23 protein-coding genes are annotated in these 25,157 nt (G+C 36.2%); 19 read left to right on the forward strand and 4 right to left on the reverse strand.

Going from position 1 to position 25,157, the window contains the following annotated elements:
* Positions 1-20 precede the first annotated feature (20 nt).
* Positions 21-1,013: a Gfo/Idh/MocA family protein gene (locus BLQ66_RS02195; protein WP_074520720.1), complete on the forward strand. Its 993-nt coding sequence runs from the start codon at positions 21-23 to the stop codon at positions 1,011-1,013.
* A 63-nt stretch (positions 1,014-1,076) separates the two neighbouring features.
* Entirely contained in the window at positions 1,077-2,549 is a 1,473-nt protein-coding gene (locus tag BLQ66_RS02200) for a transglutaminase domain-containing protein (protein ID WP_074520721.1), read from the forward strand.
* 68 nt (positions 2,550-2,617) lie between these two features.
* On the opposite strand, the gene BLQ66_RS02205 is transcribed toward BLQ66_RS02200, so the two are convergent.
* The gene (locus BLQ66_RS02205) at positions 2,618-4,090 is read right to left on the reverse strand and encodes a sensor domain-containing diguanylate cyclase (RefSeq protein WP_074520722.1); all 1,473 of its coding nucleotides are present in this window, start codon (positions 4,088-4,090) and stop codon (positions 2,618-2,620) included.
* A gap of 815 nt (positions 4,091-4,905) precedes the next feature.
* Between BLQ66_RS02205 and BLQ66_RS11950 the strand changes: the two genes are divergently transcribed.
* Positions 4,906-5,079, forward strand: a complete 174-nt coding sequence (locus tag BLQ66_RS11950; protein WP_155885902.1) for a hypothetical protein — start codon at positions 4,906-4,908, stop codon at positions 5,077-5,079.
* A complete protein-coding gene (locus tag BLQ66_RS02210; RefSeq protein WP_074520723.1) occupies positions 5,076-6,182 on the forward strand; it encodes a cation diffusion facilitator family transporter in 1,107 nt (368 codons plus the stop codon). The genes BLQ66_RS11950 and BLQ66_RS02210 overlap by 4 nt, the downstream gene beginning before the upstream one ends.
* Positions 6,183-6,414: 232 nt before the next feature.
* Here BLQ66_RS02210 and BLQ66_RS02215 read toward each other — a convergent pair whose 3' ends face one another.
* The gene (locus BLQ66_RS02215) at positions 6,415-7,518 is read right to left on the reverse strand and encodes a J domain-containing protein (protein ID WP_074520724.1); all 1,104 of its coding nucleotides are present in this window, start codon (positions 7,516-7,518) and stop codon (positions 6,415-6,417) included.
* Between the two features lie 196 nt (positions 7,519-7,714).
* Between BLQ66_RS02215 and BLQ66_RS02220 the strand changes: the two genes are divergently transcribed.
* Entirely contained in the window at positions 7,715-8,491 is a 777-nt protein-coding gene (locus BLQ66_RS02220; RefSeq protein WP_074520725.1) for an alpha/beta hydrolase, read from the forward strand.
* 16 nt (positions 8,492-8,507) lie between these two features.
* On the opposite strand, the gene BLQ66_RS02225 is transcribed toward BLQ66_RS02220, so the two are convergent.
* Positions 8,508-8,951: a hypothetical protein gene (locus BLQ66_RS02225; RefSeq protein WP_083330231.1), complete on the reverse strand. Its 444-nt coding sequence runs from the start codon at positions 8,949-8,951 to the stop codon at positions 8,508-8,510.
* Positions 8,932-9,885 carry a phosphodiester glycosidase family protein gene (locus tag BLQ66_RS02230; RefSeq protein ID WP_207645128.1) on the reverse strand — a complete coding sequence of 318 codons (954 nt, stop codon included), beginning with the start codon at positions 9,883-9,885 and terminating at the stop codon, positions 8,932-8,934. Before BLQ66_RS02230 ends, BLQ66_RS02225 begins: the two co-directional genes overlap by 20 nt.
* A 228-nt stretch (positions 9,886-10,113) precedes the next feature.
* On the opposite strand from BLQ66_RS02230, the gene BLQ66_RS02235 reads away from it, so the two are divergent.
* The 14 genes from BLQ66_RS02235 (at position 10,114) to BLQ66_RS02300 (ending at position 25,144) form a co-directional block, all read left to right on the forward strand.
* Complete coding sequence (locus BLQ66_RS02235; protein ID WP_074520727.1) at positions 10,114-11,034, forward strand: hypothetical protein; 921 nt, start codon at positions 10,114-10,116, stop codon at positions 11,032-11,034.
* A gap of 77 nt (positions 11,035-11,111) precedes the next feature.
* Positions 11,112-11,489 (forward strand): hypothetical protein, encoded by a 378-nt coding sequence (locus BLQ66_RS02240; protein ID WP_242869310.1) that lies wholly within the window; start codon positions 11,112-11,114, stop codon positions 11,487-11,489.
* A gap of 14 nt (positions 11,490-11,503) precedes the next feature.
* On the forward strand, positions 11,504-12,538 hold the full coding sequence (locus BLQ66_RS02245) for a hypothetical protein (RefSeq protein WP_074520729.1): 1,035 nt from the start codon (positions 11,504-11,506) through the stop codon (positions 12,536-12,538).
* An 84-nt stretch (positions 12,539-12,622) separates the two neighbouring features.
* Entirely contained in the window at positions 12,623-13,483 is an 861-nt protein-coding gene (cdaA, locus tag BLQ66_RS02250; protein ID WP_074520730.1) for a diadenylate cyclase CdaA, read from the forward strand.
* Positions 13,464-14,723, forward strand: coding sequence for a CdaR family protein (locus BLQ66_RS02255; protein ID WP_074520731.1), 1,260 nt, complete (start codon positions 13,464-13,466; stop codon positions 14,721-14,723). The genes cdaA and BLQ66_RS02255 overlap by 20 nt, the downstream gene beginning before the upstream one ends.
* A gap of 18 nt (positions 14,724-14,741) precedes the next feature.
* Entirely contained in the window at positions 14,742-15,014 is a 273-nt protein-coding gene (locus BLQ66_RS02260; RefSeq protein WP_027430220.1) for an HPr family phosphocarrier protein, read from the forward strand.
* 178 nt (positions 15,015-15,192) lie between these two features.
* Positions 15,193-16,923 (forward strand): phospho-sugar mutase, encoded by a 1,731-nt coding sequence (locus BLQ66_RS02265; protein WP_027430221.1) that lies wholly within the window; start codon positions 15,193-15,195, stop codon positions 16,921-16,923.
* 223 nt (positions 16,924-17,146) lie between these two features.
* Positions 17,147-18,667 carry a S1C family serine protease gene (locus BLQ66_RS02270; RefSeq protein ID WP_074520732.1) on the forward strand — a complete coding sequence of 507 codons (1,521 nt, stop codon included), beginning with the start codon at positions 17,147-17,149 and terminating at the stop codon, positions 18,665-18,667.
* A gap of 149 nt (positions 18,668-18,816) precedes the next feature.
* Positions 18,817-20,244 carry an ATP-dependent Clp protease ATP-binding subunit ClpX gene (gene clpX / locus BLQ66_RS02275; RefSeq protein WP_074520733.1) on the forward strand — a complete coding sequence of 476 codons (1,428 nt, stop codon included), beginning with the start codon at positions 18,817-18,819 and terminating at the stop codon, positions 20,242-20,244.
* A gap of 73 nt (positions 20,245-20,317) precedes the next feature.
* Entirely contained in the window at positions 20,318-21,124 is an 807-nt protein-coding gene (locus tag BLQ66_RS02280; RefSeq protein ID WP_074520734.1) for a Cof-type HAD-IIB family hydrolase, read from the forward strand.
* A 52-nt stretch (positions 21,125-21,176) separates the two neighbouring features.
* On the forward strand, positions 21,177-21,926 hold the full coding sequence (locus tag BLQ66_RS02285; RefSeq protein WP_074520735.1) for a CpsB/CapC family capsule biosynthesis tyrosine phosphatase: 750 nt from the start codon (positions 21,177-21,179) through the stop codon (positions 21,924-21,926).
* An 11-nt stretch (positions 21,927-21,937) separates the two neighbouring features.
* On the forward strand, positions 21,938-22,678 hold the full coding sequence (locus BLQ66_RS02290; protein ID WP_074520736.1) for a YveK family protein: 741 nt from the start codon (positions 21,938-21,940) through the stop codon (positions 22,676-22,678).
* 2 nt (positions 22,679-22,680) lie between these two features.
* Complete coding sequence (locus BLQ66_RS02295) at positions 22,681-23,379, forward strand: polysaccharide biosynthesis tyrosine autokinase (protein ID WP_027430227.1); 699 nt, start codon at positions 22,681-22,683, stop codon at positions 23,377-23,379.
* A 172-nt stretch (positions 23,380-23,551) separates the two neighbouring features.
* Positions 23,552-25,144: an LCP family protein gene (locus BLQ66_RS02300; protein ID WP_074520737.1), complete on the forward strand. Its 1,593-nt coding sequence runs from the start codon at positions 23,552-23,554 to the stop codon at positions 25,142-25,144.
* The last annotated feature ends 13 nt before the right edge of the window (positions 25,145-25,157 follow it).

Below are 25,157 nucleotides of genomic sequence, written 5' to 3' on the forward strand. Positions count from 1 at the left end.
AATGTAAAGGAGACTGATTTATGAAATTAGCCATTGTAGGTAACGGAAAAATTGTAACGGAGTGCTTATTTGCATTACAGGATGTACCAGAGGTAGAGGTGGTTTCCATCTGGGGACGACCAACTAGCCTTGATAGAACTAAGTCTTTAGCAGATGACTATGGCATTATGGAGGTCTACACAGACTATGAGAAGATGCTTACTGAGACAAATGCAGACACAGTCTATATTGGTATCATTAATAGCATGCATTATGACTACGCTAAGCTTGCCTTAATTGCTGGTAAAAATGTAATTATGGAAAAGCCATTTACAGCTACCGCAGAGCAGGCAAAGGATTTAGCATCCATTGCTCTAGATCATCATTTATTTATCTTTGAGGCAATGACAGTATTCCACAATGAGACTTATGCCAAGGCCGTGGAGACACTTCCTTGGCTTGGAAGAATTAGAATGGTTCAGTGTAACTTTTCGCAGTATTCTTCAAGATATCAAAAATATAAGGAAGGCTATCCAGCACCATCCTTTACACTTGAGGCTTACGGTGGCGCACTAATGGACATTAATGTTTATAACATTAATTTTGTTGTTGGCTTATTTGGTCAGCCAGAAGATGTCTTATATGTAGCAAATAAGGGCTTTAACGGCATTGATGTGTCCGGTACACTTTTACTAGTTTATAAAGATTTTGTGGCTGAACTTGTGGCATGTAAGGATTCAGACAGCGAATCATTTCTTATGGTTCAAGGCGAGGAGGGATATTTCAAGGTTCCGGATAAAGCAAACACTTTAGGTGGTCTAGACATTTTCATAGGACATGGGGAAAATATCGCGAAGGAAGAGTTTAGACCTAAGCCAGTTCATCACAGAATGGTTCAGGAATTTAAAGACTTTATTAAGGCAATTGAAGAGGATGACTACGATAAGGTTAATAAGTCTTTATCCCATTCCATTTCAGTTTGCGACATTTTAGAGCGTGCGGCTGAGTCTGCAGGCTTAAGATATGGGGATTAAGTATAAGTAAAAATGTATTGGCGGATGAGTAGGGAAAATTAGAAGCGTGAAAGTGTGATAATTATGGAGAGAGTAAAAAGAACACATGCGCTATTAGGGATAGCTATTTTTCTTCTTGTTAGTATTTATGGAGCTACTAGAGTTTATGCAACAGAGGGTGAGACTGTAATCATTGATATGGAGTCAAGCACCTCTGAGACGACTGGGGAGTCGACCTATGCAGAATCTAGTGCGGCAGAGACAACAAGCATTCAAGAATCAAGCTCAACTACAGAGGAAACAAGAAGTAAAAATAATGGCAAAATCAATATTAATGGCGTTTGGTACAACTCATTTGCTGAGTTTTATGAAGCTAGTGGATACACTTATATTGAGAAAAGCGATTTAATTAATGTACTAAAGAATCAATATGCAAATGGCGGAACGGTTAATGAAAGCTATTTTTATGTGGATAGCGCGGGGGAAAATTTAGTTTCATATTTAGTTAACAGGTCTGGCCTTTACAGCTCTTTTGCTAGTATTGCATATAAGTACACAATTAGAACAACAGCCGGAAATGCAACGATTGGCGGCTATCAGGTTATGTGCTTTGAGACTGACACCACAACTCAAATGTATCTAACAGATAGCGAAAGAAGCGCCGTTGACGGGAAGGCTAATGCGATTCTATCAAGCTGTAGAGCGGGTTCTAATGTTGAGACCGTTAAAAATGTATTTAACTGGTTTAAGAATAATGTTAGCTATGATTATTCTTACACTAGGGGAAATGCCTATGATGCCTTGATTACAAATAACTGCGTCTGTGCAGGCTATGCATCAGCTTTCCAGTATATTATGGAAAAAGCGGGTATTCCTTGCTACATTGTAACAGGTCTTACAAATACAGGAGTTGGTCATGCTTGGAATGCAGTTTATGTAAATAATAGCTGGTATTATGTGGATTGTACCTATGGTGCCGGTTATAAGAGTGATAGTTGGTTGCTATTTGGAACTAACATGTTATCAGATATTTACGGAATTGGCATTTCTTCAAATAGTTACGACTCAGCTCATGCAGGAACTGCAGCAGATGTAGAAGCAGCAGAGAACAAGTATTATTCAGAACATTCAGGAGGTGTGACTACAACTAGTTCCATGGCAACCATTGTACTTGGTAGTGATACAAATGCTAGCACCATTTCAGACACCACAACTGAAAATGTGGCAGCAGACCAAGAAGCAGTAGCTACTGAGGCAGAGCTTGTAGTAACTAATGATGCAAGTGATGAAAAGTTATTAGCACAGGAAGAAAGGCTTGAATTAGAGCTAAATGATAGCTTGGTAGACCTTAAGTATAAAAGTGGTACTGCAACTACAGCTAAGGGAAAGTATGCCAAGGAAGAAAGTGCTAGCTATAACAAGCAGGCAGCAGTATCTGCCCTTATAGGTCTTTTAATATGTCTTGCAGCAGGAATAGGACTGATAATCAAAAGAATTACTCAAGATAAGCTTTTCTTTAAGAGATTAAGATATAAAAGAATCCATAAGGAAAAGTAGATGTAACTAATGTAGAGGTAATAAATTTTAGCTAATTAGATAAAGGAAAAATCCCATGCTAGCCATTGCTAACATGGGATCTTTTTAAGTCCTTTTTTTAAAATGTGCATTGAATCTTCATGTAATTCTCTAACGGTTCTTGTAATAATCTTAGAAATTGTAATCATTACATCGATTTCATCTTGGTTCCAAAGGCGTTTTTCCTTTGAATTAGCCCCTAGAAATCCTATAACCCTATCTTTATCATCAAAGATAAGAACCTGTAAAAATGAGGATGTATGCTTCTTTAAAAACTCTGATCTAAGGGGCTCATTAATCTTTTTGACATCTGAGCAAAAGAAGATAGATTTTTCATCGAAATTCTTAACAAAGTCTTTCTTACTTAAAGAAAAATCTGTCTCAACTGTCATGCCACGACTAGTATCTCTTGAATAGCAGTAGGAAGTAAGTAATCCCTTGCCATCTGGATAAAAGCAGTTAGCATAAGCACAGTCGGTTTTAAAGAAATTAACAATAAGTCTTGAAGTCTCCTCAATCTTATATTTAGGATCAATATTTTTATTGTTGATTTCTGTAATTGCTGTAATAAGAGGCAAGTAGTTAGTTGTTGAACTAGTTCTTGTCTCAGTATTAGTAAAAGCCTCTCTATTATCTCTGTTATCGTAGAGATAATTAATGCTTGTTATGTCCATATACTTATTGGCTTCCATGCTTGTGTCATAAATCTTATAGGTATTCTTGCCGGAATTCTTAGCGGCATAAGCTGCCACATCCGCATGGTTATATAGCTTTTGAAATGGCATTGGCTCTGTTGTAATAGCAATACCGGCACTAGCTGATATTCCAAAACGGTTGCCACCATATAGCAATACATTTTTAATAAAGCTATTAACACTAGCAATCAATTCTATAATGTTAGTCATAGAATGACAACAGACTAAAAACTCGTCTCCGCCAATTCGAGAAATAAGGCTATTCTTATTAAAACTATCTGTTAAAATCTGGGAAATGTCACGTAAGACCTCATCCCCCACTAAGTGCCCGTGCGTATCATTGACTAATTTGAAATTGTCTAGATCAATCATAATTAAGGCTGTGATTGAATCCTTAGATGTATTAGCTAAAATGTCATCTAATTGCTTCTCAATTCCTGACCTGTTATAAAGGCCTGTAAGTGAGTCAGCATCTGCTCTCATTATGAATTCAATGTTGCGGCAAAAGCCTAAAATTTCATTATTCTCTTGTAAATAAAATGTCTTTACGCAAAATGTCTCGTATTTGTCCTCATGAGTAAGTAGCGATAAATTTTGTGATACTATATGCCCCTGGCTACAAGTGTCCTTTAAAAGTTTTTCAAAACCCTCTTTTGAATCTCCCTCTACCAATGGATTAGTACTTATGGTCTCTACAAAATGCTCGTAGTGTCTCTTTGCGTGAAGTCTATTATTGTAATTACCAGTAAATTCTAAGGTATCATTCGCTAAATCGTAGATGAACAGTGAGTTTGCTGACATCCTTGCTAGAACTTCGAACTTATCCATAAACTAAACCTCTTTAATTGTTTCATCAACTGTATGCAATTTTACAATGAAAAAAATTTTACGTCAAATAGTAAATATAGATTGTGTATAATATTTCTGCCTCTTTTAGGCTATATGTGTGGGGATTTTGACTTGTGTTTTTTATAAAAACAATATAATAAAAATTAAGAATAAAATAGAAGCCGCATTAGGGCAATAAAAAAACAAGCTGCTTACGTCCGCACTATAAGTAACTTGCTTTTTTATTTAATGTTTAAATGAGGGGGAGGATTAGCTTATCTAATAAGCTAATCGTTGTAAGATGGTTTAAAAATGTGAGGGGGAGGTAAACCATCTTACCTAAAAAATAAATTTTTTTATGAAAAAGATTTATATAGGAAAGTTCACGTTGTTAGAAGACGAAAATGAGGGGGGAGTGTGTCTTCTAACCTCTCCTAATTAACCACTAAGTCAAGCGCTTGCTTAACTTATGCTTATATAATAATGTCCTAATGTGACGACTTTTTGTATTAAATCGTAACATTCTGTGAAAAATATAAAGAGAAAAGAAATTTCCAATAGTAGAAATAGTCTAGTAAATTAATACTTTCGCATTAGTTTTTGTGAAATAAAAACTAAAAAAATAGGACTTGCGAACTATTTTTTAAAAGCCTATCCTTTATTAGGGTGATGAATATTTATAAATATAGGGATAATATATACTCATAATCGAAACAGGATAGGCGTGAATAAAAGATGGAGTGGGAATCCATCTGAAATTGAAGAAAAGAGTTTAGAAACAATGGTATCGTTGTAGTTTTAGGGAGGTTAACGATATGGGTAGAGATGAACAGGCACAGGTAAATTGGAGAGTAGAAGACATTAAGAAGATGTTATATGAACTTAGAATTCCAGCTACAGAAAGCAATATTGATAAGGCATATAACACGGTTCTTAAACATAGAAAGCTTATACAAGCAAGAATTAAGGAGAAGAATTTTAGCGCATGAATCGTGCAACAAAGATAGTACAAACAAGTATAATTGGAATAATAGTTAATGTCGTTTTAGCAGCAATCAAGGCAGTTATTGGAACAATGGTTAATTCAATTGCCATCACACTAGATGCAGTGAATAACCTATCAGATGCCCTATCTTCGGTTATAACAATTATTGGCACTAAGTTATCACAGAAAGCTGAAGACAAGAAACATCCTATGGGTTACGGAAGAGTAGAGTATTTAAGCACTACCGTAATTAGCGTAATTGTTTTATATGCAGGCGTGACATCTTTAGTAGAAGCTGTTAAAAAGATCATTGAACCACAGGCAGCCGACTACTCAGTAGTTTCCTTAGTCATAGTGGCAATTGCTGTAGTAGTTAAGATATTGTTAGGTCTTTATTTTAAGGGGGTCGGTAGCAAAGAGAAATCTGATGCCTTAATAGCATCAGGACAAGATGCCTTATTTGACGGGGTTATATCTACAGCAACACTTATTGCTGGAATTTTGTATTTAACAACAAATATAGGTATCGAGAGTTACCTTGCAGGAGTTATCTCTATTGTAATTATTAAGTCTGGTGTAGAAATGCTTAGTGATACAATTAGTAAGATTCTAGGTGAAAGGATAGAATCTGAAATTTCAAAAGAGATTAAAAGATGCGTAGCCACTGTCGACGGGGTGCAAGGCGCCTACGATTTAGTGCTTCATAATTACGGACCTGATAGAACCGTTGGCTCTATTCATATAGAAGTAGACGACAAGCTAACAGCAAGTGAAATTGATGAGATAACAAGAAAAATTGAAAGAAAGGTATACAAAGAGTTTAATGTAAATATCGTTGGGGTCGGTATTTACGCCGTAAACACAGGCGACGATGAGGCAGCTAAGATAAGAGCTGATGTAAACCGCATCGTAACAGCCTTTGAATACGTAATTCAGATGCATGGATTTTACATCAAAATGGATGATTTATATATGCAATTCGATGTAATTGTTGATTTTGCTGCACCAAGTATGAAGGAGGTTTACCACGAGGTAATAAGTGCAGTACAGGAACATTATCCAGACTATAAATTACAGGTAATATTAGATAGAGATATTTCAGATTAGGTAATATTTAAGCCTTGATAAGTGGCTGCTTATCAAGGCTTTTTTTTATGAACGCAGTGTAAGCAATCCCCCGCTTCAAAAGCGTAAGCTTTAAGCGGGGGTATAAAGCTTACTAGTGTCAGAAGGGGTTAAAGCCCCTTCTGACAGGTGGCACAAAGTGCCACTGCGTTCATGAGGAAGTAGCGAAGCGGATTCCGAATGTCCGCTTTACAATGTATCAAGACCGCTAAAACTACTCTTTAATAGCTTCCTCGTATTCCTTTAATACAGTGCCAATTTCCTCGCTTATTTCCTTACTTAGCTCTTCAAACTTACTAAGTTTAATTTCCTCTTCAAGGACTTCTTTTTCTATTTTCAAAAATAAGCTAATGCCCACATTGATTCTATAGGGCCTCTTTGCTCTGTTATTATTAATATCTCTAACCACAATCTTAACTCTCGCAAGCTTCCTTTCAAGGATTGGTATTACAATATAGAGCATTCTATCATCCTCAATAGTTAGATTACCAAGAGTAACGCCAGTATTTGTCTCTACTTGAAGGCGGTTATTCTTTAGCTTAGATGGATATAGATTATCTCCTAGTCTAAGGGAGTAGAGCCGCTTATAATAATCATCCACTCCAACAGTAGCTAGATTTGCCTTAATCTCATAGACCCTAGCCCCGTTCTCATCCTTTTGATTGGCCTTTAAAATCTTTCTTAAAGAAAAGATGGGATTCACATAGTCCTTAGCTAAGAGGTGGAAAAGTCTCATTCTAAAGAAATTCCTTGTGGATTCAAGATTAATATCCTCATTAAGCCTGTCCCCAACAGCAAGCTCTACATCCTTTAGTAAACTGTCAGATTCAAGAATAATAGAGTGAATAAAGCACTCAAAGTCCTCTTTATCAGGTTCCCATAAAAATTTTCCTCTAGCAAGCTTAATAAAGCCATCAGTTCTAATGACGCTATCCTTTGGAGATTCGAAAATGTCACGACTAGTGTAGGCATTATTAATAGTCTTACCTCTAAAGTGGTGGCTTTCATCCTTTTTCTCATCCGTTTCACTGTAGTAGTCATATTCATAGAAGTTAGAAAAGTCCTTATCAGTAGAATAAGTCTTTCTAGCCCCAGAATTAGCACCGTAGCCCCTAGTTCCCCTTGGTCGCTTTTTCTTATCCTTCTTTATAAGATCAAAAGCCTCATTTATTAACTGAGCCTTCTTAATGGAGGCCTCATCATTATCAGAGGAGTCTGGATGATGCTTAAAAATCAGCTCGCGGTATTTAGTTTTTATAACCTTGTTAGTATCATTTTCACTAACACCTAGTAATTTATAGGCCTCGTTTAAGTTCATAGCGCTCCTTCTTGATTTACTCAATTTATCAGATGAATCTTAAAAATTCACCCCTAACAAGCCTATCTTATCAAAAAATCCTTCTCTAAACAATTGCCCTAAACAATTGCCCTTTGACTTTACGAAATTGGATATTTAATATATTATAATAAAAGAGTGATGTTTCGTGAAATTTATATTTGAAAGGGATAGTATAATGGTAACTTACGAATTAGAAATAGAAGGTAGAGAACTTTATATTGCAGATTGTAATAATGAGTTAAATAGCGGCCCCTTCGTGTTCTGGCCCCTAGACCCTGTAGAGGATGAGTCTTGGGAAAATGTAGCAAATCTCGTACATGAAATGACACCGGATAAGGACTTCACCCTTATTGGCTTTAAAGTAAATGCTTGGGACTATGAAATGAGCCCTTGGCCTGCCGAGGTTTTCAAAGGAAGAAAGTTTGAAGGCGGGGGAGAGTCTGTTCTTGAATGGTTGGTAAATAGCTGCATTCCAGAATTAGAGAAGAAGTTAAATGTGGCCTATATCTTAAGCGAGGCTTGGAGTATGACCGAGGATAATCCTAAGGAACAAGAAGAGTGGTATAGGGATTACTATATTGCTGGCTATTCCCTTGCGGGTCTTTTTAGCCTTTGGACTTATTTTGAATCCTGCGTATTTAGCGGGGTTGCCTCAGCTTCTGGTTCTCTTTGGTATCCAGGCTTTATTGAGTATGCTAGTAAACATGAGCTAATTGATGATACTAAGATTTATCTAAGTCTAGGTAATAAAGAAGAAAAGTCAAAGAATAGGCTTATGGCAAGTGTTGGCGATATTACAAGACAGTTATCAGTGCTTTTTAACCATGCCGCAAAAGAGGGAACTCTACTAGATTTTAAGTATGAAATAGAAGAAGGCAACCACTTTAATAACCCACAATTAAGGTTAGCTAAAGGGATTGCCTGGTTGTTAGATTCTAACGTTAAGTTTTAGATATTGGAAAATGTTTTTAAGCCTCTTGACTTAATCTTGCATTATTTATACGCACCGCTGATATTAGTCTAATAACTGCCACAACTAGTGCAAGTATTAGGAATGCAACTCCTGCCATAAAGTAAGCTTCCTCTGCATCTGTGTATCTACCGGAAATGCTTACAATACCTTCTATTAAACAGCCTGATACAATCAGGGCTAGACCAGAGTTCCACATGTTAAAGGAACTGCGGGGTCTGTAGTTGTTTTTGTGGCAAACAAGTAAAATTGTTACTTCTATCAGTCCGCCAATTAAGGACACTAAGAACATGTAGCGCATGTAGTAAGAATCCTGTCCATAGCTAAAGGATATGTATATTTTATAAAAGGCAATTAAAAATAGGCTTATTAAGACATATCCAATAAGGGAATTTCTAATGTGCTTTATATTGTTTTTTCTATCAATATCCGATGTAAACAATGTCACTCACCGCCCTTTCTTTTATAGTTTTTCCATTGGTTGTAGGCTTGTTTACAACTTCACCAAGAAAATACATTGTAGATGATCCGCCACCATCTAAATTGTAAGCCGTTGTACAACCGTAGTCTTGCATAATAGTTGCAAGCTCATATAAACTTAGTCCTTCGCTTTCAGAAGTTCTTCCATCAGAAACTACTAAAATATAATGACATTCATCGATTATACCTATAGCAGTTCGTGGATTTGAAGTCATGGACTGATCCACTTCCGTTGCCGTGCTGACCTGTATTTCACTATCCTCTACTAAACTAGGGCCAAAGGCGAAAAGCTGTACTACACCGGAGTCAACTAATTCCTGGGCGCTAATTTCATTTTCATAAATAATTCCAAAGCTACCGTCTTCATAAATGACCAAATCGCCGTTTTCATAGTCATCTCTTACGCTGCTTCGATAAACTGTACCGTTCTTAATTACATAACCAGTTTTGTTGGCACCATAGTAATCACCATTGATGGCCAAAATTGCATTAACGGACTCGGCAGTGTCAGAAGTTGTGGCTGTGACATTGGTGCCGTAGGCGTTATTTGCAAGGGCTGTCTGTAGGTATTCTGGTGAGGAAACCTCTACGTCTGCAACATAAATTGTGGTATCGTACTTCTCAATAGTAGTAATAGTTACCTTGATGTTGTCGTCCTCATAACTTGTGCTTGTAGTTGTAACGTTACCTGTATTTGACGTTTCAGTAGAAGCACCTGAACTAGTAGTCGAGCTGGTATCTGAATTGTCGCTCGTATCAGTAGCTGCCGAAATGTAATGAGGTATTACAAATATATCAAGTAATGAATAAGTTGTGCATGCAATAAGTACTATTGAAAATATAATTGCATAAACGTAAGGTTTTGTTAAAAAACGTATTATCGCATTTTTCTTCATATAACCTCTTTTCTTTAATAATTATCCTCTAGTGTTTTAGCAATTCCTTGGTGTGATGTTACTATAACTTTTATTTGTGAAAAAAATTTGTTTAATCCGTGATAAAAGGATTAACTTTTGTTGGTCTGCCGCCGATAAATAATGTATAGTATAAGTAGAAGGATACGTGCGTCGTTTTGACAGAGCTTGAGGCATGTCAAATTGGCAAACTAAATAAGAGGTGCTTTTATGAGGATTAATTTTGAAGTGATTAAGGAAAAATGTAGAAGCCTCCCTGTGTTAATTGCACTAATTACAGGAGCCGTTACATTTGCAGCCATATTAATAATTGTAGGAGTTAGTAAAAATGCGTCAAAAGATGCAGGCAGCGACGTTAGCCTAGAGGACACCTATCTTAAGGACGCTAACAGTAGTTATCACAATAAGACTTGGGGAGATGTAGCAGGGGATGCAGATAGTGCAAGCTCTCAGGCAGCAAGTGAAGTGGTTACAAATTCAGATTCAAATACAGGAAGTTCGGATTTAACTAATTCGGACTCTAGTTCTGCGTCAAGTTCTGGGGATACAGGAAACACAGCTAATAGCGGTAGTTCTGTTGGTACAGGAAGTAGCGGAAGTTCTAGCTTGGGAGGATCTAGCTCTGGTGGCAGTGGCTCAAGTGGCTCTGGAAGCACAGGAGGCAGCAGCGCAGCTAGTAGCGGTTCATCAGGCACATCAACTACAAACTATTCAGATACTGGAGCAGCCACAAGTAATGCAGTGCCTTCCTATAATGATGGAAGTTCTGCTAGTATAGCCGGTTCGAGTTCTGCTGCAGGATATGCCATTAACGCAGGCTTTCAGCAGCTCTATAGCAATGGCTCACCAGTTACTAATGTCTATTATTACGAAGAGAATTCAGTCTACTGTGGACAGATTGTTACTTATAGTAACTACACAATCATTTATTTGATTTCAAGAACATCTAGTTTTGATGCAAGTGTGAAAAATGTATTGTCAAATCTAGTGGGGAGTTATGCAGATACTGTATGGCAAAAGTTTATTACAGCTAGAGTTTCCCAGTCTTTTTACATCGGAGAAGATAACCGTTTAGTGCGCATAGTAGTGCCTAATGTTGATGGCCATTACCAAATTGTAATATACAATTAATTTAAAATGTGTTATAGTATTAGCGAATATAAATTTTTTTGAGGTGAATGGTTTTGCTTAACGAAAATAAAGTTAAAATGATGACTAAGATGGCTATTTACGAGAAAAATGAAGGTAAGGACATGGTAAAAACTGCGAAATACTATAAGAGTGATTATATAGCTCTTGGAGTATTAAAGAGTTTAATTACTACTACTTTAGCTTTTATTATTATAATGATTTTATATGCATTTTGTAATGCAGAAGGCATAGTAGCCAACATCAATGATTTAGATTATGTAGCACTTGGAAAAAAGGTAGCGGCTTATTATATAGGACTTATAGTTGCTTTTTCAATTATTTCCGGCTTTGTTTATAGCTACAAGTATGAAAAGTCTAGAAAGGGTCTTAAGAAGTATTTTTCAAGACTTAACAAGCTAGACAGATTTTACAATGGACAGAAAAAGAAAAAGTAAACTAGGAGGAATATATGGCTTTTTTATTAGAATTAAAGGATAGATTTAAAAAGTTCTATAATAAGTATGATACTTATTTTGTACCAGCAGTTAAGTTTTTAGTTGCCCTTGTGGCATTTATAATTTTAAATGTAAGTATTGGCGATAGCTCAAAGCTTGGTAATCCAGTATTTGCTTTTGTGGCAGCAGTTATTTGTGCCTTCATTCCAAATGGAGGAACAATTCTTCTTTTATCAGTATTTATGTTAGTTCATTTATATTCGATATCAGCAGAGTTTGCATTAATTGCTCTTTGCGTAATTATCATTATGTATCTTTTATACTTTAGATTTACTCCAAAGTCAGGATACATTGTAATCATTACAGCAGTTCTTTGTATGTTAAAGCTTCCATATTTAGCTATTGTTTCAATTGGCTTATTATCAAGCTGGTTAGCATGCATTCCAGTTTCTTTTGGTGTAATTATTTATTATATCATTAGAACAGCAAGTCAGTATGAATCAGCTATTTCAGATGCTTCATTAACTGATTCTGTAGAACAGATTTCATATCTTAGCCAGAGCTTATTTGGTGATAAGGGTATGGTAACATTACTTGTAGCCTTTACTGCTACAATCATTGTGGTTTATGTAATTAGAAGACTTAAGATTGATAATTCATGGGTTTATGCAATTGCATTTGCTAGTGCAGTAGAATTTATTATTCTTGTTGTTGGCCAGATTGCTTTAAATGCTAAGCTTAATATCGTCTTAATTGTTATTGGTGTTTTACTTGGTGTGGTTGTTGCCTACATTTGCAAGATCGTATTCTTTGCTCTTGACTATAAGAGAACAGAGTATGTTCAGTATGAAGATGATGAGTATTACTACTATGTTAAGGCAGTGCCAAAGATTAATGTTTCAGCAACAGATTTTAAGATTAAGACAATCGATGCTAAAAGAACTAAGGAAACAACTAATTTAGAGGATATAAGATCTCAGATGAAATCTAGTCAGAAACTAAATCAGGATGAAGATGATATCTCTATCTATGATGATAATGAAAGATAAATTGTAATTAATTCATGAATAACAAAGCGTGGTAACATGCTTTGTTATTCGTGTCTTTAGATAAAAAAGATTGGGGTGAAAAAGATGTCTTTAGAAAAATATTTGTCGAGTCTCTACATACCAAGAATATCTTGGTCAGACATAATTGAGATTATAATTATTGCTTTCGTAATTTATAACGTATTAGTTTGGATTAAGAATACAAAGGCCTGGGCATTACTTAAAGGCATCATCATAGTAGTCGTATTTGCTCTATTTGCTTACGTACTTAATCTTAAAACCATTTTATGGATTGCAAGTAAGACTATTAGCGTTGGCATTATCGCCCTGGTAATTATTTTCCAGCCAGAATTAAGAAGAGCACTTGAACAGCTTGGTAGAAAAAGAATTGTTACAGGTTTTATTAATTTTGGAGAGAAGTCTAAGAATGAAAGATTTAGCTCAGATACAGTGAATGCTATTGTTAGAGCTTGTTACGAGATGGGCGCAGTTTACACAGGTGCCTTAATTGTAATTGAGCAGGATATGATACTTGATGAATATGAAAGAACTGGTATTGAAGTTGACGGTATTGTTACAAGCCAGTTACTTATTAACATTTTCGAACATAATACTCCTCTTCATGATGGTGCAGTAATTGTGAGAGGGGACAGAGTAGTGGCAGCTACTTGCTATTTGCCACTTTCTGATAGTACTAATATTAATAAAGCTTTGGGAACTAGACATAGAGCTGGTCTTGGTATAAGCGAGGTTACAGACAGTATTACCTTAATTGTTTCTGAGGAGACAGGTAAGGTATCAGTGGCTGTAGGTGGTGAGCTTATTCATGATATTGATGAAGACTCTTTAAGAAATAAGTTAGAGTATACAAGAAATAGAAATATGGACGTAAAATCATTCAGACTATGGAGAGGAAGGCTAAGGAATGAAGGAAAAGATATTTAAGAATTTCACATTAAAAATCCTTTCTATAATCGTTGCCATGATTCTCTGGACGGTTATAGTAAATATTTATGATCCAAGTACTAGTTACACTTTCAGTAATGTAACGGTTACGCTATTAAACACTGAGAATTTAACGGATAAGAACTATTCTTATGAAGTGGTTGAGGGCAGTAAGATTTCCGTTAGCGTTAGTGGCCCAAAGAGCATTATTACTGATATTACAGCTAGTGATATCGTTGCTACAGCAGATCTTAGTAATGTAACTGCATACTCTGATTATGTGGATATTAAGGTGTCTGTTGTGAAAAATGGTAGTGTAGTGGAGGGCGTTGAGGCTACTCCAAAGACTACAGCTATTAAATTAAGTATTGAGAATAGAACTACTACTACATTTACATTGGAATCCCAGACTACAGGCGATGTGGCTTCTGGTTACGCTTTGTCAAATGTAACACTTAGCCCTACTTCAGTAGATGTTACAGGGGCTTCTTCAGTAATTGAGTCCATTGCTCACGCAGTGGTATCAATTGATTTAACAGATGCAAGCTCTAATTTGACAGGAGATTCTGCCATAACACTTTATGATGAGGACTACAATGTAGTAACAGATGATACTATAGAATTATCACAGGCTAGTGCAAGTTATTCGGCAGATATTGGTAAGACAAAGGTTGTGCCAATTATAGTGGAGACCACGGGAACTCCGGCAACGGGATACATTTTAGCAGGTGTAACTCAAAATCAGTCGGAGGCAACTATTGCTGGTTCTAGCGAAGATATTGAAGGCGTGGATGCAATTGTGATTCCTTCTGCTAATCTTAATATAGAAGGTTTCTCAAATAATAGAGAATATAAGTTTAACCTATCGAATTATGTAAGCAATGATGTTACAATAATATCAGATGGAACACTTATAGTTACTGTGGATATTGAGCCACAGGAGTCAAAAGTAATTACAATGGATAAGTCAGCTATCGTGGTGAAAGGTTTATCTGATGACCTTAGTTTAACTTATAGTGATTCAGACACATTTGACATAACTATAACTGGGGCAGGTGAGGTGCTAAATAGCGTGTCAGCTTCCAATATTGCTATGTCGATTGACCTTTCAGGATATCAAGAGGGTACATATAGTGTGGCAGTGACTATAACTTTGCCGACAGGTTGTAGCCTGCAGGGCTCTTATACCGTATCCATTAGTTTGAAATCAGATACAGAGGCAACCACAGCAAGCGGCTAGATGTTTTTGGAGGGAATGATGGTTGAGAAGGATATTGTGATAACGAGTAAGTTAGGAATTCATCTGCGCCCAGCAGGAGCAATGAGCGATGAAGCAATGAAGTATGAATCACATATCACATTTGAATATGGAGAGTATAAAAGAAGAGCGAATGCTAAAAGCATCATATCTGTTCTTGCATCAGGAGTTAATAGCGGTGACGTTATAAAACTTAGAGCTGAAGGTGAGGATGAAGAGGAAGCATTGGAAAATGTTACAAATGCTTTCGTGAAATCAATGAATGAGAATTGATAAAAATTTAATAATGGGGTATAATCGTTTTTGAGTCAGAGCCTTGGCTGAAAATGGTTATACCCTTTTTTAGTTGAGGTTAACGATATAAAAGACGACTTGGGTGTCTTATTATATTGTTCCCTGCTAGGCAGGGTAAGAGGGAAATAAATATAAAAAAAGAAAGAGGTATAAGTTAATGAGTTATTTAGAGACTTATAAGGAATGGCTCACTAATGACTATTTTAGTGACGAAGCAAAGGCCGAATTAAAGGCTATTGAAGGAGACGAGAAAGAAATCGAAGACAGATTCTATAGAGACTTAGAGTTTGGTACAGGTGGTCTTCGAGGAGTAATTGGTATTGGTACTAACAGAATGAACATTTACGTTGTTAGTAAGGCTACCCAAGGACTTGCTAATTTCATTTTAAAGGAAGGAACACAGGACAAGGGCGTTGCAATTTCTCATGATAACAGAAGAATGTCTAGAGAATTTGCAGAAGCTACAGCTCTTTGCCTTGCAGCTAATGGCATTAAGGCATATATTTATCCATCACTTCGTCCTACACCAATGCTTTCATTTGCAGTAAGAGAACTTGGTTGTACAGCAGGTGTAATGGTAACAGCTTCTCATAACCCACCAGAATACAATGGTTATAAGGTATACTGGGAAGACGGTGCTCAGATTACAGCACCTAAGGATAAGCAGATCATTGAAGAAGTTAACGCTATCAATGATTGGTCAACAGTAAAGACAATGCCTAAGGATGAAGCTGAAGCACTTGGTCTTTACAATACAATTGGTTACGATATTGATGAGAAGTACTATGCAGCACTTAAGACACAGTGCATCAACGGTGACATCATTAAGAGCGTAGCTGATGATATTAAGATTGTTTACTCACCATTTAATGGTACAGGTTCTATTCCAGTAAGAAGAATTTTAAAGGACTTAGGATTTAAGCATGTTTATGTTGTAGAAGAGCAGAAGGATCCAGATCCTAACTTCACAACACTTGAATATCCAAACCCAGAAGATCCTAAGGCTTTCACATATGCATTAAAGCTTGCTAAGGAAGTTGATGCTGATATCATCCTTGCAACAGATCCAGATGCTGATAGACTTGGTATTTATGCTAAGGATACAAAGACTGGCGAATATATGGCATTTACAGGTAATATGTCAGCTATGATTATTGCTGAATACTTACTTTCAGTTCGTAAGGAAAAGGGAATGCTTCATGATAATGGCGCATTAGTTACAACAATCGTTTCAACTAATATGGCAGCTCCAGTTGCTAAGGAATATAACTTAGAGCTTATTGAAGTATTAACAGGATTTAAGTTCATTGGTGAACAGATTAAGTTCTTTGAGCAGAACAACAACAGCCACTTCTATGAATTTGGTTTCGAAGAGTCATATGGTTGCCTTGTTGGTACACATGCTAGAGATAAGGACGCTATCGTTGCTGTTATGTCACTTGCTGAAGCAGCAGCTTACTATAAGTCAAAGGGTATCACTCTTTGGGATCAGATGATGAACATCTTTAACAAGTACGGTTACTTCAAGGAAGGCCAGAAGGCTATTACTATGAAGGGTGCTACAGGAGCTGAGAAGATTCAGGAATTAATGAACAGCTTAAGAAGCAATCCTCCTAAGAAGTTTGGTGCTTGGGATGTTAAGGAATTTAGAGATTATAAGATCGATGAGAAGACAGATATTGCAACAGGTGCTAAGTCTAAGACAGGTCTTCCAAGCTCTAACGTTCTTTACTTCGACTTAACAGATGATGCTTGGTGCTGTGCAAGACCTTCTGGTACAGAGCCAAAGATTAAGTTCTACATGGGCGTTAAGGGTACATCGCTTGATGATGCTAACGCTAAGTTAGAGGAGCTTACAAAGGCTGTTATGGACATTGTTGAGGCTTAATTCAATCGTGATTGTGATTTAGGCATTTACTGCTTAATTAGGAATAAGATTGAACACATAATCTTAATAATAGAAACACAATTAAGACACATTTCGTTGCTATATTTAAAGCATAGCAACGATGTGTCTTTTTTAGATTAAAAAGTGGAAATGTTGCTAAAGAGATTGGATAGAGGAAGACCCAATTCATTCTAAGAACAAAGAAGATAAGGAGCTGATAAAAATGTACAATAATGACGATTCACAGTATCGTATGAGTGCTAGCGACATTAATCAATCTGACAATGCAGGACAGAACACAACTGCTAATACATCGGAGACAAGTGCTAACACAGGTTACACAAACACAACAAATAATTTTGGAGCTGATACAACTAACACATATAATCAAAACTATGGAACAGGAACTTATAATAATAACACAGCCTATGGTTTTAACTCAGCTACAGGACAAAGTACTCAGGGTTTTAACACATACAACCAGTCAAATATAAAGGTTGAGAAGCCAAAGAAGCCAAGAAAGCCTATTAAGTTTACAGGAAAGTTTTTAAAGAAGGCTGCCTGCTTTGTAATGATAGCTATTCTTTTTGGCGGTATTGCAGGATCTGTTATGTATAGCGTTAACTACTACGCTAATAAGTACATTTCAGATACAAGCTCATCTTCCACAGAGACAGCTTCAATAGCAACAGTTTCAACTGTATCATCAGTTTCCTCAGATTCAGATACGGACCTTTCATCTGGATCTACAACAATTGATACAGAGTCAATTGCAGAAGCCCTTTTACCAGCAATGGTTGAGCTTAACGGTACTACAACAGTAACAAGTAGTTCTAGCTATGGAATTGGAACACAGTCTTATGAGGCAACAAGTGCAGGTACAGGTATTATTATTGGTCAAAATGATAGTGAAATCCTTATTGTAACTAATGCCCACGTAGTTGATGATATCGATGATTTAACAGCAGTATTTGTTGATGGTTCATCAGCTTCTGCAACAGTTAAGGGTTCAAAATCAGACCAGGATATTGCAGTAGTTGCAATTAACATCTCAGATCTTTCAAGTGACACAATTAGTGCCATTGCAATTGCTGAGTTAGATTACACATCAGAAATTAAGGTTGGACAGCAGGTAGTAGCTATTGGTAATGCCCTTGGTGAAGGACAGTCTGTTACAACAGGTATTATTTCAGCCCTTGATAGATCAATCACAGTAGATAACACAGAATTTACTGGTCTTATTATGACAAATGCAACAATTAATTCAGGTAACTCAGGTGGTGCTTTAATTAATTCAGACGGTAAGGTTATTGCTATTAACTTTGCTAAGACAAGTAGCGATGGTGTAGAGGGTATGGCCTATGCAATTCCTATTTCAAATGTAGTTGACTTAATCAATTCACTTATGAATAAGGAAACACGTACTAAGGTATCAGAAGATGAAGCAGCATATCTTGGTATTGCAGGTGTAGATATTACAGACTACTATGCATCAGTATATGGCTATCCTACAGGTGTTCTCATTAGAACAGTTCAGTCAGATTCAGCAGCTGAAAAGGCTGGTCTTGAAAGCTATGATATTATTGTAGGCTTTGATGATAATACAATATCAAGTATGTCCGGACTACAAAGCTTGTTGCAATATTATAGTGCAGGTGAGACAGTAACCATTGAATATTATCACCTAGAAGGTTCATCATACGTATTAAAGACAGTAGATGTAACTTTAGGTTCTAAGAATTAATTAACGTACAATTGATATATTTATAAAAAATCTTTGGAGATAATAATCTCCAAAGATTTTTTTATGCTTATTTTATGGGTTTAAAATTAACGCTATGATATAATATCAAAGGAATAAGTTTAGATTTACGTGATATTGGAGGTTAACTCATGAGTAATGATGATTATAAAGAAGTAGATACATCTACTAGTGATAATTCTGAAACTAAGGATGATAATAATTCTAATGATACTAATAAAAGAGGCTATGAGAAGTTCTGCGTTATCTGTAGAAGATCAGAGTCTCAGGTTAAGGGTAGAATGATTGATTTACCTAATAACATTACAGTTTGTGATGACTGCATGCAAAGAACTTTCGACCAGTTAAATAACTATCCATTACCTAATGACTATTTAAATGGATTTGGTATGAATATGTTTACGCCTAATAATGAGAATCAGACAAAGAAGGGTAAGGTTAAGAAGAAGGAAGAAAAGAAGAAGGACTTCCCTGAAATTGATTTAGCACATTTGCCTGCTCCTCATGAAATCAAGGCTAAGCTTGATGACTATGTTATTGGTCAGGATTATGCAAAGAAGGTTATGTCTGTAGCTGTTTATAATCACTATAAGAGAGTTGCAACAGATACTCAAAAAGAGATTGAAATTGAGAAGTCTAACATGCTTATGATTGGACCAACTGGTTCAGGTAAAACATATTTAGTAAAGACTCTTGCAAGAATCCTTCAGGTGCCACTAGCTATTACAGATGCCACATCTCTTACAGAGGCAGGTTATATTGGTGATGATATTGAATCTGTATTATCAAAGCTTTTAATGGCAGCGGATAATGATGTAGAGAAGGCAGAGAAGGGTATTGTCTTTATTGATGAGATAGATAAGATTGCAAAGAAGAAGGAAGTAAGAAGTAGAGATGTATCTGGTGAGTCAGTTCAGCAGGGCTTACTAAAGCTTCTTGAAGGTAGCGAGGTAGAGGTACCAGTAGGTGCAACTAGCAAGAACGCTATGGTGCCACTTGTAACTATGGATACAAGTAACATTTTATTCATCTGTGGCGGAGCCTTCCCAGATCTTGAAGAGATTATTAAGAATCGTCTTACAAAGTCAGCTTCAATCGGCTTTAACGCTGATTTAAAGGATAAGTATGACGAGGATACTAACATTTTATCTAAGGTAACTACAGAGGACTTAAGAGAATACGGTATGATTCCAGAATTCCTTGGTAGATTGCCAATTGTGTATAGCTTACAAAAGCTTAATGAAGAAGCTTATATTAAGATTTTAAAAGAGCCAAAGAATGCCATTCTTGCTCAGTATCAAAAGCTCCTTGCCCTTGATGAGGTAGAGCTTAAATTTTCTGATGATGCCCTAGAAGCTATTGCTAAGAAGGCCATTAAGAAAGAAACCGGTGCTAGAGCTCTTCGTTCTATCATAGAAGAGTTCATGCTTGATATTATGTTTGAGATTCCTAAGGACAGTAATATTGGAACTGTAACTATTACAAAGGACTATATCGAGAATAAAGGAGCACCTCTTATTACAATGCGAGGTCAGGATTTACTAGAAGCAAAAATGTAAAGCATATTGTAAATAATGAAATTATATGATAAATTTAAGAAAATAGGAGTTTTTCTCCAGTTAGGATTTAGTTATGAAATATAAAGCACTTGCCCTAGATTTAGATGGGACATTAACAGATAATAATAAGGAATTGCCAGAGAGAAATAAGGAGGCAATTTTTAAGGCTATTGAGAAAGGAGTAAGTGTTATCCTAGCATCAGGAAGACCCTTATTTGGTATTACGCCAATAGCCGACGCCTTAGAGCTAAAGGAGAGAGGCGGTTATATACTTGCCTATAATGGTGGTCAGATCATTGACTGCAAAACAGGAGAATGCCTTCATAAGCGCATACTTCCAAGAGATTGTATGGAGGATGTATGCAGATTTGCCAGAGACAATGGAGTTTGGGCGCTTACTTATGAGGATACAACTGTGGTTTGCGAAAGTGATGACGACCCTTATGTAGTTCGTGAGGCGAAATGTAATTACACAACAGTTAAGAAGGTAGATAGCCTTATTGATTACGTGGATTACGAGGTTTCTAAGTTTTTAGTAGTAGGTGAACATAAAAAACTTTTACCAGTTAGAGATGCAATTCTTGCTAAGTACGAAGGTAAGGTAGATGCCTTCTTCTCAGAGGATTACTTCCTAGAAGTGGTTCCTGCAAATGTTGCAAAGGACGAATCTCTTAAAATATTACTTGAAAAGATTGGCCTTACAACTGATGAGCTAATTGCTTGTGGAGATGGCATGAATGATATTCCAATGCTAAAAGTAGCAGCTTTATCAGTGGTTATGGAGAATGGCTATGACGAAGTAAAGAAATATGCCGATGTAATTGCACCATCCAACGAGGATTGCGGTGTTGCAGCAATTATTGAGGAGTATTTGCTTTAATTAAACCCTTAGATTACTAAGAGTAAAGACAGTTAAAGAGGGGATAAGAGGGATGTTATTATTAAAAAAGAGAATTGATTATTCGATGACGGATTTACATATCCACGTTTTACCGGAGACAGATGATGGGGCAGCAGATATTAAGACTACTGTGCAAATGCTAGAGCTTGCCCATGAAGATGGCATAAAGACACTGGTTTGTACGCCTCATTATCATCCGATAAAATGTAGATTGCCACAGGCAGAGATAGAAAGAAGAGTTGGAGAAATTGAAAAAATTGCCACACAGCTTTATGATGACTTTAAGCTATATGCTGGTAGAGAAGTTCTATATAGCCAGGATATTCCTAAGTCTATTAAGGCTAGGGGCATGACAATAAATCACTCTAGGTATGTTTTAGTTGAGTTTGACTATAGGGATAGCAGACAGACAATTAGAAACGGAGTGGTAAACATTTTAAACGAAGGACTAATTCCGATACTTGCTCATATCGAGAGATATCCAAGTATTATGCTTAATGAGGATTTAGCAGAAGAGCTAAAGAGAAAAGGTGCAATCCTACAGATTAACGCAGATGCCCTAGTTGGAGAAGAGGGCGCTGATGCAAAAAGGCTTGCGAAACATTTGCTTAAGAGAAAATTAGTAGATGTTATAGCTACCGATGCCCATACCGCAGGTAGGAGATGCCCAATTATGGGTGATGTGGTGCAATGGGTGTCTAATAAGTATGGCTATGACTATGCTAAAAAGATTTCGAAAGATAATCCTGATAGAATTATTAGGGATGAATTTATTGATTAGAGGGGTTTTAAATGGATAATAATAAAGCAGGTGAAAGAGAAATAGACCTTGGTCGTCTTTTCTCTATTCTTTGGGACAAAATAATTTTAATTATCTTTACAGGAGCCTTATTTGGTGCGGCGACTTTCCTAGCATCGAAGTTTTTTATAACTCCTGTTTACGATTCAACTACTCAACTCTATGTTCTTAATAGAGCTGATGATTCCACGACCACTTTAACAGATTTGCAAACTTCAACACAGCTTACAAAGGATTATATTATCCTTGTACAGTCAAGACCGGTTCTTGAGTATGTTATTGAGGATTTAAGCCTTGATATGACTACTTCTGAGCTCTCAGATATGATTTCTGTTACTACAATTTCAGATTCAAGAGTTTTGCAAATTTCTGTAAAGAATCCAGATCCTTATAGGGCTAAGGAAATTGCCGACTCTATTGCTCAATTTTCAGCAACACAAATCTGCGAGATTATGCATATTGAAGATGTAGAGATTATTGAAGAGGGCAATATAGCTACAATTCCTGAGTCTACAGGCATTAAGAGAAATACAATCATTGGTGTTTTACTAGGAATAATCTTTTCTTCGGGAGTAATTATTGTTAAGTCGCTTTTTGATGACACAATTAAGACTAGCGAAGATGTGGAGAAATACCTTGGAATTAGCACACTTTCGATGATTCCTCTTTGTAAGGAAATGGATGATGGAAGAAGTAAGCTATCTAAGAAAAAGTCAAAGAAAAGAGGGAAGTAGATATGCAGACTATAAATATTGAGCGTTTGATTAAGTTAGACTACAGGGCAAATGAATCTTATAAAAATCTACGTACTAACATTCAGTTGTGTGGTTCTGATATTAAGACGATTATGTTTACTAGCACTACACCAGGCGAGGGAAAATCTACTGTTTCCTTTAACTTAGCAGTTTCCTTAGCAGAGGCTGGTAAAAAGGTAATTTTTATTGATGCGGATTTAAGAAAATCTGTCCTTGTAGGTAGATATAAGATTAATAAGTCTGTAAAGGGCTTGACACATTTTCTATCAGGAATTAATAAGTTTGAGGATGTGATGTATGGAACTAATGTGGACAATTTAAATGTGGTCTTTTCGGGCCCGGTTCCACCAAATCCTACAGAGCTTTTAGGCAATAAGGTCTTTAAGACACTGCTTAAGGTTTTAAGAGATCTTTATGATTATATAATTATTGATACGCCACCTATTGGTAGCGTAATTGATAGTGCTATTGTAGCTCAGGAATGCGATGGAACTGTGGTTGTTGTAGGTTCTAATATGGTGGGCTATAAATACGCGCAAAAAGCCATAGAGCAGCTTAAAAAGACTAATACAACTATTCTAGGGGCTGTGCTTAATAAGGTAGATGTAAACGATAATAAGTACTATGGAAAATATTATGGAAAATACTACGGTAGATACTCAGATGCCGGAGAAGAGTAAACAGCAAAAACTAGCAGGAAATATAAACATAATAAGCTGTTACGAGAAATAACAAAAATATAAAAAATGACGTTAGAATCTTAATTTTTATTGCATTTTGTGGTAAATTATAGAAATGCTATTTAACTGCTAAATGGCAACGTTATGGAAATAAACTAATAAGGAGACCATCATGGCAGGAATATTTACAAATACGAAGAATGATATGCGATATCTTTTTGCAAAAAAAGATGGCTTATCAAAAAAGGAACGAAGAAGAAAAAGGAGAGCATGGGGAACTGTTATAGGCTTGATTTTAGTTTTGATTCAGTTCGTACTAACAGTGCTTGTACTAAAGAATGCTATAACGCTAGACATTTTACCTTTAAGGTATATGCTTGCTATAACGCTATTCTTGGTGTTTGTGCTTTTGTTTGACTTTATTACACAGTTTAGTAAAAGAAAGTTAATGGGAAAAATATTAGCGATTGCCCTTTCAGGCTTGATGCTATATAGTTACATTTTCTCAGCAAAAGTTGTAGATACTTTATCGAAGATATCCGGAGTTACAACTCGTACAGACGTCTTTGATGTGGTTGTACTTGCAGATGACAAAGCGGAGTCTATTGCAGATACAGCAAATTATACTTACGGATATTGCAATATGATAGATGCTGATATTTATGAATCAGCGATGGGAAAATTAGAAAAGGAAGATAAGATTACTCCTGAGACTAATCTTTACAGTGATTGGGATGCTGTAGTTAGTGCATTAGAGAAAAATAAAGACATTCAGGTAGCTTTAATCTCAGAGGATAGTTTGATTTCCTTACAAGAAAATTATGTGAATTTTTCTTCAGAAATAAAAATCTTAGGTCGTGTGGAAGTGGTATCAGAAATCGAATTAGAGAAGTCTAAGAAGGTAGATGCCGATGATCCATTTGTAGTTTATCTCTCGGGAGATGATGCATTTGGTAGAGCAAAATATACAGGACGTAGTGATGTTAATATCATAGCGGTTATAAATCCTGATACAAAGCAGGTTTTACTTGTAACAACACCAAGAGATTCCTATGTAACTATTACAACAGATGATGGAAGATCAGGTCTTGATAAATTGACACATGCAAGTAATTCGGGTCTTGATAATTCAATTATAGCCTTAGAGAATATCTATGAGGGCTTACATATTGATTATTATTTAAGAATTAATTTTACAGGTTGTATAGATGTGGTGGATGCCCTTGGCGGTATTGATGTAAATTCAAGCGTGGAATTTACTAATGGTGATGATGCTTGGTATGAAAATTTCCACTTTAACGAAGGTATTAATCACTTAAACGGTGAGCAGACACTTGCCTTTGTTAGAGAAAGACATGCCTTTGCTCGTGGAGATTTCCAGAGAGGTGAGAATCAGGAAGCAGCCATTACAGGTATTATTAATAAGGCTACATCAAAGGCAATCCTTACAAAATACGATGAGGTATTAGATGCAGCTAGTGATATGATTCTTACAAATATGCCTACATCCTTTATTACTGATCTTGTTAAAGAGCAGTTATCTGATGGTAAGAGCTGGAACATCCAAAGCTATGCAGTAACAGGTACACCATCAGAGCCAGGTAAGGGTCCTACAGGTGAGGTATATCACTATAAGAATATGTCTGTTGTATATCTAGATGACGCAAGTATTGCCATGGCTAATGATTTAATGTCTAAGACAATGAATGGTGATGTGTTTAATGTAGATGAGTATGCAGAAGAGCATATTAATGATTATAAGTAGATAGACTTTATTT

The organism is Lachnospira pectinoschiza (assembly GCF_900103815.1).
Lineage (GTDB): Bacteria > Bacillota > Clostridia > Lachnospirales > Lachnospiraceae > Lachnospira > Lachnospira pectinoschiza_B.

What these genes read in the sequence shown, in the direction of transcription:
- BLQ66_RS02290 (WP_074520736.1), top strand. Translation starts at nt 21,938, where the DNA reads ATGGATAATAATAAAGCAGGTGAAAGAGAAATAGACCTTGGTCGTCTT.
- BLQ66_RS02215 (WP_074520724.1), bottom strand. Translation starts at nt 7,518, where the DNA reads ATGAACTTAAACGAGGCCTATAAATTACTAGGTGTTAGTGAAAATGAT.
- BLQ66_RS02205 (WP_074520722.1), bottom strand. Translation starts at nt 4,090, where the DNA reads ATGGATAAGTTCGAAGTTCTAGCAAGGATGTCAGCAAACTCACTGTTC.
- BLQ66_RS02300 (WP_074520737.1), top strand. Translation starts at nt 23,552, where the DNA reads ATGGCAGGAATATTTACAAATACGAAGAATGATATGCGATATCTTTTT.
- BLQ66_RS02265 (WP_027430221.1), top strand. Translation starts at nt 15,193, where the DNA reads ATGAGTTATTTAGAGACTTATAAGGAATGGCTCACTAATGACTATTTT.
- BLQ66_RS02285 (WP_074520735.1), top strand. Translation starts at nt 21,177, where the DNA reads ATGTTATTATTAAAAAAGAGAATTGATTATTCGATGACGGATTTACAT.
- BLQ66_RS02200 (WP_074520721.1), top strand. Translation starts at nt 1,077, where the DNA reads ATGGAGAGAGTAAAAAGAACACATGCGCTATTAGGGATAGCTATTTTT.
- BLQ66_RS02280 (WP_074520734.1), top strand. Translation starts at nt 20,318, where the DNA reads ATGAAATATAAAGCACTTGCCCTAGATTTAGATGGGACATTAACAGAT.
- cdaA (WP_074520730.1), top strand. Translation starts at nt 12,623, where the DNA reads ATGTCTTTAGAAAAATATTTGTCGAGTCTCTACATACCAAGAATATCT.
- BLQ66_RS02220 (WP_074520725.1), top strand. Translation starts at nt 7,715, where the DNA reads ATGGTAACTTACGAATTAGAAATAGAAGGTAGAGAACTTTATATTGCA.
- BLQ66_RS02260 (WP_027430220.1), top strand. Translation starts at nt 14,742, where the DNA reads ATGGTTGAGAAGGATATTGTGATAACGAGTAAGTTAGGAATTCATCTG.
- BLQ66_RS02230 (WP_207645128.1), bottom strand. Translation starts at nt 9,885, where the DNA reads ATGAAGAAAAATGCGATAATACGTTTTTTAACAAAACCTTACGTTTAT.
- BLQ66_RS11950 (WP_155885902.1), top strand. Translation starts at nt 4,906, where the DNA reads ATGGGTAGAGATGAACAGGCACAGGTAAATTGGAGAGTAGAAGACATT.
- BLQ66_RS02295 (WP_027430227.1), top strand. Translation starts at nt 22,681, where the DNA reads ATGCAGACTATAAATATTGAGCGTTTGATTAAGTTAGACTACAGGGCA.
- BLQ66_RS02245 (WP_074520729.1), top strand. Translation starts at nt 11,504, where the DNA reads ATGGCTTTTTTATTAGAATTAAAGGATAGATTTAAAAAGTTCTATAAT.
- BLQ66_RS02255 (WP_074520731.1), top strand. Translation starts at nt 13,464, where the DNA reads ATGAAGGAAAAGATATTTAAGAATTTCACATTAAAAATCCTTTCTATA.
- BLQ66_RS02195 (WP_074520720.1), top strand. Translation starts at nt 21, where the DNA reads ATGAAATTAGCCATTGTAGGTAACGGAAAAATTGTAACGGAGTGCTTA.
- BLQ66_RS02240 (WP_242869310.1), top strand. Translation starts at nt 11,112, where the DNA reads ATGATGACTAAGATGGCTATTTACGAGAAAAATGAAGGTAAGGACATG.
- BLQ66_RS02270 (WP_074520732.1), top strand. Translation starts at nt 17,147, where the DNA reads ATGTACAATAATGACGATTCACAGTATCGTATGAGTGCTAGCGACATT.
- BLQ66_RS02210 (WP_074520723.1), top strand. Translation starts at nt 5,076, where the DNA reads ATGAATCGTGCAACAAAGATAGTACAAACAAGTATAATTGGAATAATA.
- BLQ66_RS02235 (WP_074520727.1), top strand. Translation starts at nt 10,114, where the DNA reads ATGAGGATTAATTTTGAAGTGATTAAGGAAAAATGTAGAAGCCTCCCT.
- clpX (WP_074520733.1), top strand. Translation starts at nt 18,817, where the DNA reads ATGAGTAATGATGATTATAAAGAAGTAGATACATCTACTAGTGATAAT.